Source organism: Caballeronia udeis, from assembly GCF_001544555.2.
GTDB lineage: Bacteria > Pseudomonadota > Gammaproteobacteria > Burkholderiales > Burkholderiaceae > Caballeronia > Caballeronia udeis.
In genome coordinates this window covers 1-11,324 of sequence record NZ_FCOK02000139.1, presented here as the reverse complement: position 1 = coordinate 11,324, position 11,324 = coordinate 1, and the positions used below count along the sequence as shown (strand labels likewise).

The 11,324-nt window shown below is 56.2% G+C and carries 9 protein-coding genes; 4 read left to right on the top strand and 5 right to left on the bottom strand.

Translation table 11 applies throughout. From position 1 onward, the window contains the following. Positions 1 to 349 precede the first annotated feature (349 nt). On the bottom strand, positions 350 to 1,093 hold the full coding sequence (locus AWB69_RS44055; RefSeq protein WP_082913866.1) for a TetR/AcrR family transcriptional regulator: 744 nt from the start codon (positions 1,091 to 1,093) through the stop codon (positions 350 to 352). 384 nt (positions 1,094 to 1,477) lie between these two features. Between AWB69_RS44055 and AWB69_RS44050 the strand changes: the two genes are divergently transcribed. The 4 genes from AWB69_RS44050 to AWB69_RS44035 are packed head-to-tail and all read left to right on the top strand — an operon-like array spanning position 1,478 to position 5,905. Beyond that, complete coding sequence (locus AWB69_RS44050; RefSeq protein ID WP_062093046.1) at positions 1,478 to 2,131, top strand: CoxG family protein; 654 nt, start codon at positions 1,478 to 1,480, stop codon at positions 2,129 to 2,131. Between the two features lie 12 nt (positions 2,132 to 2,143). After that, positions 2,144 to 3,019: an FAD binding domain-containing protein gene (locus AWB69_RS44045; RefSeq protein WP_062093045.1), complete on the top strand. Its 876-nt coding sequence runs from the start codon at positions 2,144 to 2,146 to the stop codon at positions 3,017 to 3,019. Then, positions 3,012 to 3,512, top strand: a complete 501-nt coding sequence (locus AWB69_RS44040; RefSeq protein ID WP_062093044.1) for a (2Fe-2S)-binding protein — start codon at positions 3,012 to 3,014, stop codon at positions 3,510 to 3,512. Before AWB69_RS44045 ends, AWB69_RS44040 begins: the two co-directional genes overlap by 8 nt. Further along, positions 3,506 to 5,905, top strand: a complete 2,400-nt coding sequence (locus AWB69_RS44035; RefSeq protein WP_062093043.1) for a xanthine dehydrogenase family protein molybdopterin-binding subunit — start codon at positions 3,506 to 3,508, stop codon at positions 5,903 to 5,905. The genes AWB69_RS44040 and AWB69_RS44035 overlap by 7 nt, the downstream gene beginning before the upstream one ends. Before the next feature lie 216 nt (positions 5,906 to 6,121). Here the strand turns inward: AWB69_RS44035 and AWB69_RS44030 are convergent, their stop codons facing one another. The 4 genes from AWB69_RS44030 to AWB69_RS44015 form a co-directional block, all read right to left on the bottom strand. Beyond that, the gene (locus tag AWB69_RS44030; protein ID WP_062093042.1) at positions 6,122 to 7,234 is read right to left on the bottom strand and encodes a YncE family protein; all 1,113 of its coding nucleotides are present in this window, start codon (positions 7,232 to 7,234) and stop codon (positions 6,122 to 6,124) included. Positions 7,235 to 7,351: 117 nt separating this feature from the next. Next, positions 7,352 to 8,497, bottom strand: coding sequence for a porin (locus AWB69_RS44025; RefSeq protein ID WP_331712726.1), 1,146 nt, complete (start codon positions 8,495 to 8,497; stop codon positions 7,352 to 7,354). A gap of 206 nt (positions 8,498 to 8,703) precedes the next feature. Continuing rightward, positions 8,704 to 9,789, bottom strand: a complete 1,086-nt coding sequence (locus AWB69_RS44020; protein WP_062093041.1) for a YncE family protein — start codon at positions 9,787 to 9,789, stop codon at positions 8,704 to 8,706. A 129-nt stretch (positions 9,790 to 9,918) separates the two neighbouring features. Beyond that, entirely contained in the window at positions 9,919 to 11,064 is a 1,146-nt protein-coding gene (locus AWB69_RS44015) for a porin (RefSeq protein ID WP_062093040.1), read from the bottom strand. Between the last annotated feature and the right edge of the window lie 260 nt (positions 11,065 to 11,324).

Here is an 11,324-nt window from a genome sequence, read left to right as displayed (position 1 = left end):
GTTGGAGTACCTCCAGGCCAAGTGGGCCGCCCATCTACCTTACCGTCAGGCCACTGAGCTGCTTCGAGAGGTCCTTCTGCTGGACAAAGGGATTTCCTTCGGTAGTACTCGCCGTTGAATCCTCGCCGTCGGTAGCGCGCTGGACGCGCAGATCGAGCGCGATATCGCGTCTGGACCAAAAGCGGTCAGCGCAGAGCCGGTTCGCGAATCGACCACCGTCGGCTGCGTGAGCGTTGACTCGGCGTGGCTGAGCTTCAGCAGCAGCCCCAAGAGCCGCAAGGCGGCGCGCGATCTTGCGGAGCTGAAACTTGGCAAACCCGAGAGCAACCACGCATGACAATACCGCAGGTTATTTACTTCCCATCTGCGCGCGGGTCTTTACGCTGGGGCGTTGCTTTGAAATGCTACGCATAGCGGCGGGAGCGCCCTGCATGAAACGGGTAATCGCAGCTTCGATGATTCCGTCGAGGTCATCCGGAACTGGCATGTCGTACACCCAGCGGCGCACGGCCAGATAAAACAGTTCACCGTGCAGGCCCCAAGCCACTTCCATCTCTTCCGCAGAAGGAGCGGATTTTCGCGCCCTCGGGCCCTCTGCCAATAACCGCAACTCGATGGCCAAGGGCGCAATGACCTTTGCCTGAATGAGCGTTAGATAACGCTGGCTGATGCCGACGCCCTTTAGGCCAGCAAACACGAAGATCCTTACCCAGTCGTAGCGGAATATGGCGTGGAGATAGACTTTGTAGAAATCCGTCAGGCGCGCTTCCAGTGGTCGCTTCGGCTGACGCAGCAGGCTCTCCCATTCGGGCTGCCAACGGCTGAGATAAACCTCTTGGTACACGCGGTCAATCAGCGCCTCCTTGGTGGGAAAATACCGGAAGAGGTTCTGGTGCGTGATGCCAAGTCGCTGCGCGAGTTCCCGTAGCCCTCCGTCAAATCCGACTTCGGCGAAGAAGCTCACGGCGCCCTCGATAATTTCCCTTTCGCGATCCTCAGGCGCAAGGCGTCGCCGTCGTAGTGGCGCGGCGGCCGTTGACGGGACGCTAGCAGTGCGCGTAGCGGAAGCCGGTTTCTCGATTCGTTTGGTCATCCCGTTAGGTTACCCGCGAGCTACCGTTCGGTAAATAGCTTTAAGACCTTCCGGGACGGTTCTCTCATGCACACCACGCATATGCCATTGGCAATTCCAGATCGGGAGCGTCGCGTTCTCGATTCTATAAATACCGCATGGTAATTAACAAAACGATTAGCCGCGCTGCAATCGAGAGTGCGCACTCCCCTTTTCTGTTCCCCGTCTCCTCGCAACTTCGCTTCCGTGGTCTGGGGAGATGCAGCACATCCACCTTGGGATCCGCAATGCATTTTTTCGAACGGCTAGTTGCCGATCGGTAATTTGTGTTACGCTGGTATCACTGGAATACCTGCCAGTACCGCCTCGGTCGAACGTGATTCGCTATCGAAAGGAGAAAGGTCCATGGAGCTATCTGGACAACAGATTGTCGCTGCACCGCGACAAGCGGTTTGGGACGCATTAAATGACCCCCGGGCGCTTTACGAATGCATTCCAGGGTGCGAGGACATTGAAAAAATATCCGGCGAAGAGACGCGGGTACGGGTCGCGGTGAAACTGGGACCGGTTCGCGCCCGATTTACCGGGAAGATGCTCATGTCGGACGTCACTCTTGCAGAGCAATGCAAGCTCACCTTCGAGGGCGCCGGCGGGGCTGCCGGATTCGCAAAAGGATCCTCGCGGGTTGAACTGTCCGACGAGGGAAGTGCGACCAAACTCACATACTCTATTGAAGCGTCCGTGGGGGGCAAGCTTGGGCAGATTGGTGGACGGCTCATCGACTCATCCGCCAAGAAAATGGCCGATGAGTTCTTTGGATCGCTAGATCGCTATTTGACGGGAAACCCGCTTGCGCGCGAGAGCGGATGGGACTCGGCGCCAACCACGAAAATCGCGGATATTGCCGACCTGCCAAGGTCCGCTCCCGAGAAGCCCTCTGTGCGCGATACATCGGTGATTCGCGGCGCATGGAGTGGCGGCCTTACGGCAGAACTGTTCCGCGTCGGCTGGTTCATGCTTGGGGTAGCAGTAACCCTGTTGCTCAAGCATTCGTTTTGAGAAGGGGTGTCCATGAAAGCTCCTGAATTCGACTATGTGCGAGCCCGGTCAGTTGAAGAGGTTTTCGCACTACTGGACGAGTATGGCGATGAGGCGAGAATTTTGGCGGGTGGTCAGACGCTGCTTGCGACCATTAACATGCGGCTATCCGAGCCTCAAATTCTGGTGGATATCGGAGGCCTGTCGGCTCTGAAGCATGTGTCAGTCGTTGGCGATGCCTTGCGTATAGGCACAATGGTGACGCATGCGGAGATAGAAGATTCGGCTGTGGTGCGCAAGCATGCTCCTTTGCTCTCGGAGGTTGCGCCCTTTGTGGCACACCGTGCCATTCGCAATCTAGGCACACTCGGCGGATCGATAGCATTCGCGGATCCCGCGGCGGAGTGGCCTTGCATTCTGGTTGCAATGAGGGGAGTCGTGATTGCCCAAGGCCTCGAAGGTCAACGTCGAATCCCGGCCGACGAGTTCTTTATCGATCTCTACACGACTGCCCTACGCCCGGGCGAAATCATCGTCGCGTTGGATATCCCTCTCAGGGGCCCAAAATCCATTTATGCATTCGATGAATTGACTCGGCGTCATGGAGATTACGCCATCGTTGGTGCAGTTGTCACAGGCGACGCCTCCGAAGAGGGCTTTCTCAAAGATGCGCGAATTGTCTTCCTCGGCACGGGTAACAAACCAGATCGGGCGTATGCGGTCGAGCAACAACTAAAGACGACACCACTTACGCGCGCTGCGGCGGCAACCTTTGCGCGGGCGCTCGACATCATCCCCGGAGGCGATCTCTACAACTCGGCCGAAACCAAGCTCCACCTTGCGCGGGTGACTCTCGAGAGATTGCTGGCGAAATTGGCTCAGAAGCTGGAGGTGCCTGAACATGGTTGAACGTCAATCTATCCGGCTGGTTGTCAACGGAAAGAGTGTGACGACGATAGTCGAGCCGCGGATGCACCTGATCGATTTCTTGCGGGATGAATTGCAGATTAAAGGGGCTCGCGTTGGTTGTGAGCATGGGGTATGCGGAGCATGCACTGTCCGTCTGAACGGGCAGATGGTGCGAGGTTGCCTTGTGCTCGCGGTCCGGGCAACAAACTGCACGGTTGAAACCCTCGAAGGCGCAAGTGACCGTGGCGATCTCACTGCGTTGCAGGCGGCCTTCCATGCGCGCAACGCCTTGCAGTGCGGCTTTTGCACGGCAGGTATGCTGCTCGCAGCAGCTGAGCTGGTTGCGACCAGGCCGGATTCCAGTCGCGAGGAGATCCGGGAGTTCATGTCGGGCAACTACTGTCGCTGTACAGGTTACCAAGCCATTGTCGACGCGATCGAGGACGTTCTGAGCACTCGCTCTGGAAGCGTTGCTGGGGGGCAAAAATGCTGACGCCACTGAAAAGCGAACAGAGTATCGCCGACGAGCTGCGCTACATCGGCGCGCCTGTGCCGAGACCGAACGCTCTGAGATTACTGCAGGGCCGAGGCGTCTACGTGGACGATATTGTGCTGCCACGCATGGCCCACGTTGTTTACTGGCGCAGTCCGATTGCGCACGGCCGCATCACCTCGTTCGACGCGAGCTTTGCCACGATGATGCCAGGCGTGATAGGAGTATTCGGGGCGGAGGATATCACCGACATCTGTACTCCTTGGGTGGGTACGCTTGCTCACTTGCCCGGCATGAAGTCCCCGCCGCAATATCCACTTGCGCGTGGACACCTGTGTTGGCAAGGCGAACCGGTCTTTGCGGTGGTTGCCGAAACCCGGCATCAGGCTGAAGATGCACTCGCATACCTGCGGATCGAATGGCAAGAGCTGCCCGTCGTCGCGAATATGGAACGGGCGCTGGACCCCGACTCGCCCCTCATCCACCCGGAACTGGGCGATAACCTATGCTTTACGCGGACAATAGACAACGGATCGGTTGACGCTACGTTTGCGAGTGCTGATGTTGTCGTCGAAGAGTCGTATCGGTTCGGACGTCACACGGGCGTGACCTTGGAGACGCGCTCGGTATTGGCCGACTTCAACGCTGCCGATCACACTTTGACCGTGTACCACTCGCATCAGGCGCCGCACATGATGCAGGATTTGTACAGCCGGCATCTGAACCTTCCGGAAGCGTCCGTTCGCGTAATCTGCAAGGACGTGGGAGGGTCATTTGGAATCAAGGTGCATTCCTATCCTGATGACTTCGCGACGGTAGCCCTGTCGAAACTTCTAAAACGTCCCATCAAGTTCATTGCCGACCGACTCGAGTCATTCGTGAGCGATGTCCATGCGCGAGACCATCTTGTAAAGGCACGGCTCGCGGCGACAAAAGATGGCCGTATCTTGGCGTTCGAAATCGACGATCTTACCGGCGTTGGGCCTTATTCAGTGTATCCCCGGACGAGCGGCATCGAGGGCAATCAAGTTCTTAACATCACGGGCGGCCCTTACCAGCACGCGAACTATAGAGCACGACTGCGCGTCGTGTTCCAGAACAAGCCCCCCATGAGCCAGTACCGTGGAGTCGGACATCCGATCGCATGTGCCGTAACCGAGGGGATTGTCGACCTGGCCGCTTCGAGGCTCGGAATCGACCCGCTTGCTTTCAGAAAAATGAATGTGATGCATGACGATGCATATCCGTGCATGGGGGCATCGGGGATCAAGCTTGAAGGGCTCTCTCATGACGCGTGCCTCTCCCGGATTGAAAGAATGGCTGACTACGACGGGCTGCGCGACGAGCAACGTCGTTTACGGGAGGACGGTGTGTTTCGCGGAATTGGTATCGCTGCGATGGTCGAACTTACCAATCCCGGCCCGGCATTCTATGGCATCGGCGGTGCGCGGATCGCGGCGCAGGACGGGGCAACCGTCCGTCTGGATGCCGGTGGAGGCATTACAGTTATGGTTAGCGTTGGGGAGCAGGGTCAAGGGAGCGAGACCATCTTCGCCCAGATTGCTGCCGACGCCCTTTCGATGCCAATCGGCCGGGTCCGCGTCATTACAGGTGACACGTCGGTCACGCCGTATGGTGGCGGGACGTGGGCATCAAGAGGGGCCGGCATAGGCGGTGAGGCTGTGCTTCAGGCGTCGAACGCATTGAGCATGCAGTTAATCGAGTTTGCCTCTGCTGCGCACGAGCGCTCGCCCGAAGGGCTCAAGCTCTTTAACGGACAGGTGGTGGACGCAGAAAACGGCGCCTTTCTGATTGACCTTAAAGACCTGGCGAGTAAGGCCTATTTTCGCCCGGACACTCTGCCGAGGGATTTCCAGCCTGAGCTATCCGCGACACGACACTATTCACAGCGCGACTATCCATTCGTATTTACCAACGGCGTACATGTGTCATACGTCGAGGTCGACGTGGATACTGGCATGGTGAAGTTACTCAAGCACTGGGTCGTTGAGGATTGCGGACGCGTCATTAACCCGATGTTGGTGGACGAACAGATCCGTGGCGCGGTCGTGCAGGGCATTGGCGGCGTCCTTTTCGAAGAATGTCTTTACGACGAAGCGGGTCTTCTTAAAAATGGCAGCATGGGAGACTATCTTGTGCCGATGGCCTCCGAAATGCCGGACATCGAAATCGCTCACATAGAGACGCGGACAAAGACTGCGGCCCTCGGTGCTAAAGGGGCGGGGGAAGCGGGATCGGCAGGGGCGCCGGCGGCCGTGATGAACGCAATAAATGATGCCCTCGCGCCATTCCATGCCCGAGTCGCTTCACAACCCGTTACGCCCGAGAAAATCTTGGTGGCACTTGGAAAAGTGAAACCAGGTCGCGTGTGACTGGACGTCGTGCAATCGCGGCGCGACATGCTCGCGTGCGAAGATTTTCGCGTACCCAGTTTCGAGGGCTGTGATGTGATGGACGACTTTCTCCCTTCGGGGTATCCGGCCAAGTGAGCAGAGCCAAGCATTTTAGATTCAATGGCGTCGACCCCCTAACGTACATAAATGTCCGTTTATTGAGCCGACGCCGAGAATGGCGTTCCTGGATTCTACTCATTTCACAGCGAAGACCAGTACCTCCGCAGACGTTGTCCCATGCGGCGGCACGGCCACAAAATACTCTTTCAGTCGCGGCACCAATAAACCGGTCTTGGCCAACGGGCCAGTGGGAATCTTCCCGATGGCCTGATAGTGGTCCGCGTCGATTTCCTTAAAGACGTTTACGAACCCTGCCCCGGCGGCCACGTAAATTCTTTGGCTTGCAGGATCGAATACCATGTCGTCGACTCCGGTAGAGATCGGTAAGTTTTGCAGCACCTTTCCGGTATCGGAATCCAGCACATTCATGTTTCCATCACGGCACGCGACGAAGAGTCGATGATTTTTTTCGTCCATCGCGACGTCCGAATTCACCTTACACGTGAGCGGCCAGACGGCGACAACTGCCTGCTTCTTGCGATCGATCACGCCAATAGAATTCTTCTCAGTCATATTCAGAAATAGTCTCGATCCTGATTTCTCGACGACCATGGCCTCCAGGCGATTGGAATCAATCTTGATTTGACCTACCTTCTCGCCCGTATCGGTGTTCACGATTTCCAGGAACGTGTAGTTCAGTTTCGCATCCAGGCCGCCGTCCGCAATGTACAGATTATGTGTCACGGGGTCATACCCGGTCGCATCCGCATCGGCCAGAAGCTTCACGGTCTTCAGCAGTTCGTATGTGGTTCCGTTGAAAATTTTCAAATCGCCGTTGGAACCGTCGGTCACGAAAATTCTGTCAATGCCGGCGCGGTATACCACCGAATGTCCGACACCAATTCCCTTGATGCTGTGCACAAATTTGCCGGTGCGAATATCGTAGACTTCGATTGTCTTATTATCTTCCGGCACGATGAAGAGGCGACTGTTTTTCAGGTCAGGGGTCAGGTGGTCGAAATGGTTCTGAACGCCGACCATGCGCGTCGTGGTCAGGTTCTTGGCGAGTTCATCCGCAGAAACGTCGGGTTCGCTGCTGCGAATATCCGCAAGCTCGATGGTCTTGACCAATTTCAGTGGCGGCGCATTGTTCTGCTCCAAGGACGACTGGGCGCTTACAGCGGAAGAAAAAGTACCGACGATTGCAAGGCTTACGGCCAAAGCCTGAAATTTGAAAAATGACGACATGGTGTCTCCTGTCAGATGATTTAATTTGCGCTGATTGTGTTGGCGCAAAAGGGTTTTACTTCAACAGCTATTCAGCGCTGGTTTCCCAACAGCGCAGGATCGAAACTCACTAGGAAGTCAAAACTTGTGAAGCACACCCACCATCAGCGCTACCTGATTTGGCGTGCTCGAGCTCGATGTCAGGTTGCCCACTGTGCCTCCGGCGGGTACGATTGCCGTGCCGTCGCTGCTGAACGTCGAGCCGCTCGCGTGCGTATAACCGGCAGTGGCGTACAGGGTGGTTCGCTTGGACACGCTGTATTGCGAACTGGCCGCAACCGAGTTGTACGTTGCAGAAGCAGCGCCGCTTGATTTTGTGTAGGTATAGCCGATTGCCAGCAGTTCGGCGGGCGTGGCCTGGTAAGCAAGAGAGGCCGCGCCAATGTTGAAGTTCTCGGTGCGGCCGAAGGCGCCGAAACTGACGTAAGGCTTATATTGCGCATTGCTATAACGCACGTTGGCCGTAAGCGAATCGATCACGTACTGGGTGGCGATTTGGACTATCTGGCGTGAGCCAACTAATGCTACGGAGCCGTAGAGTGGGGTCACCGAATTATTCTGAATCGGATCGGCCGTACCGGCCCCGCCCGCACCATCATTTTTGGCAAAGAGATATCCCGCGGCCAGACTGAATCCACCATTGCCATAGAGGGCTGCGGCTGAGTAGGTCTGTCCAGAGGTTGTATTGCCCGCGACCCCACCGAGGGCGTAAAGCAGTTCATATTGAAACCCGGCATAGATCGGGCTCGCATACTTGATCGCGCTGCTTACCCGGATGGAATCATCGTTATTGTCAGCATCGCCCGGTGTTGTGAACGCAGGACCATACCCGTCAGCCGTAATAGGCTGGACCAGATCAACGGTCGGATCGAATTGCCGGCCGAAGGTCAAGGTGCCCAAAGAGTCGCTCGCCAGCCCAACATAGGCCTGCCGATTAAATTCGCGGCCCGCTTGTTCAAGTGCACCGTTGTTGATGTCGAAGCCGTTTTCGAGATCGAAGACTGCCTTGAGGCCGCCACCGAGGTCTTCGAGGCCCTTGAACCCCCACATATTGGAATCCAGATCGCCACCCTGCAACTGGAGAACGGAACCGTGCCCTACGTTGTTGTAGTACGCCATAGCGTTGTCGATCGTGCCATAAAGAGTGACACTGCTTTGGGCTTTTGCGCCCGACGTTGCAGCCAGCATAGCTATAATTAGTATAGCTGAATTACGTTTAATCATATGTCTTCCGCTTTTAGTAACTGTCCTAGAGCCGCAGTCAACGTTGTTTAAATCAAATATTTGATCTACTCACGATATCGCTGGATATGTGCGAGCAAATTAGCCCAGCCTTACCGCTCATCAATTCTGTTGGCTGGTCAAGATCATTCCTTTCGTTTCCTAACTAGAAACCGAAAATTGATGACTAGACCGTCCAGAAATATGGGCTATCGAGTGCTGAACACGCCGACGCAACCACCGCACGGGCCGCCCGTTTTGGGAAGCGGTACAAACACACGTCCGTTCACATCGCTCGCCGCAACCGAATGTGTGTCGCCTCCCGTCGGAATGCTCTGAATGAGGGTATTAGTTTTGGCATCGATCACACCCAGAACCGAACCATTCGGCATCTTCCGGCCCGTGATGTAGTACTGATCGTTCTTGGCGCTGTAAGCTACTTCGTCGGCTGTGCCGATATCGGGAATCGTTGCAAGTACGGCACCATTGTCTCCGTTGACGACCAACGTGACCGGCTTCAGTTTCGATTCCTTCCCGCCTGCACTGCAGCCAATCACCAGATTGTGCCCTGGCCCACGCGCGAGCCCGGCAGGTGCGCAGTTGGATACTTTCATGACACTGGAGACTTCGCCTTTGAGCGGATCGATCATGGCGATTCCACCCGTTGATTTGTCGCCCTTGAGTTCCGGAATCGACATCAGAAAAATGCTTTTCGGAGCGTAATAGATCGGCTGCTCAATTCCATCGGTAGCGTCATTGATGACGACCTTCTTGAGAATCTTGTGTCCCGGCCGGGCAGAAATCAACGTCACAAAGGGTGGATCATCCGCGTCGTTGGCGACGAGAAAGATATGATGTTTGGGATCGTAGGCCATCTCGTCAGCACGCTTTTTGCCGCCGGTATGGATCGTATCGACAATCGTTTTGGTCTTGAGGTCGATGACCTTGACCGAACTGTCGCCGTCACCAGCCCATAGCTCATTGCCGATCGTAAGAACGCCATTAGGACCGGCCATATCGGTGTCCTTGTCTTCGGGGACGCCGACGAAACCGGGGACCCGGCCAATGAAGGCCCCGGTCGTTCCGTCGACGATGTCAACGGCCTTGTTGCTTCGGTCGGCCACGTAATACCGGTTTGTTGTTTGGTCGACGTAGCTGATGTCGAATGAATCCAGGGCGACACCAGGAATCTCCACTTTCGAAGTCATCTTGAGTTCAGCGGCGCCGACATGGCCGGCCAGAACACAGGAGAGCAGGCTACCGAATAGCACGAGCGACTTCAGTTTGCGCGACATAATCTTCATCCTATTTTAGAGTTGGTACGACTGCTTGCGTCAGCTTCCGCAGATTCATTTTTCTCAGCCAGGTGGTACGTTAGCTAGGACCGCTGCGGAAATGAATCTTGGTTCGAGCACGGTATTGCATCAAAATTTAGTAGTAGTGCCAAGCATAAGGACGACTTGGTTCGGCGAGCTTGAGCTTGACTGGAGGTCACCCACTGTTCCACCAGCAGCTACGATGCTATTGCCGTCCTGGCTGAAGGTGGTGCCGTGTGCATGCGAATAGGCGCCGATTGCATAGAGCGTGGTGCGCACGGAGAGGCTGTATTCCGTTCCCGCCGCAACCGTTTGATACGTCGCCGAGGACGCGCCACTCGAGCTCGTGTAGTCGTAACCGATATCCAACAAAACTGCCGGAGACAACCGGTAGGCGAGGGAGGTCGCTCCGGTATTGAAGGTTTCCGTGCGGTTAAAGGCCACGAGGTTGGCGTAGGGTTTCCATCGCGCATTGCTGTAGCGCACGTTGGCGGTAAACGGACCTACAACATACTGTGCCGCAGCTTGGCTGATAAGGCGTGAGCCTACAAAAGGGTGGTCGCCAAAGAGCGGCGTGACGGAGTTGTTCTGAGTCTGGTCGGCCGTCCCCTCCCCAGCCACGCCGTCGTTTTTGGCGTAAACGTACCCTGCAGCCAGGCTCAAACCGCCGCGTGTGTATAAAGCCGCAACGGAGGACGTCTCCTGCGACGATATATTGCCCGCGACGCCACCCAAGCTGTACATCAATTCATATTGCAGACCGCCATAAGTCGGGCTCGTGTATTTGATCGAATTGTCTACGCGAAAGCTGTTGTCGTTGTTGTCAACGTCCCCCGGCGTCGAAAACGCGGGGCTATAGCGGTCCGCCGTAATGGGTTGAATCAGATCAACCGTCGGATCGTACTGACGACCGAGCCTAATCGAACCTAGCGAGTCGTTCGCCAGCCCTACCCATGCGCTTTTGCCGAACTCGCGGCCACCCTGGGACAACGTTCCCGTGTTGAGGTTAAAACCGTTTTCGAGTTTGAAAATCGCCCTGAAGCCTCCGCCCAAATCTTCCTTGCCCTGCAAGCCCCACTGGTTGCCCGAATAGTCGCCGCCCTGCAGTTCGACCAAGGAGGCATGCCCCACATTGTTGTAATACGCGACCGCTTCATCAAGCATACCGTAGAGCGTAACGCTGCTTTGGGCTTGAGCGGCCGAGGCCGCGCCGAGCGTAGCGGCGATAAAGGTCGACATGGCTAAACGTTTCATAAAACGTCTCCTAATATTTCTTCGGCGCCCGATGTGGGGACAAGGGCTTCTGAGCTTGCTATCCTCCGCGGAAATCGCAGCGTCTTCGACGCGCAGACTCCCGTCTAAACATACTTCCTCGCCGACTCACTCCCCTCTCCTGCCTCTGCCGGCGAAACATCCAAAGCCCGATCCGGCCGCATAGTGAACGACAGCACAATGCCAACGCCCATCAGGATCATGGAAACCGTGAAAGGCAGGTTCCAGTTGCCGGTCTTGTC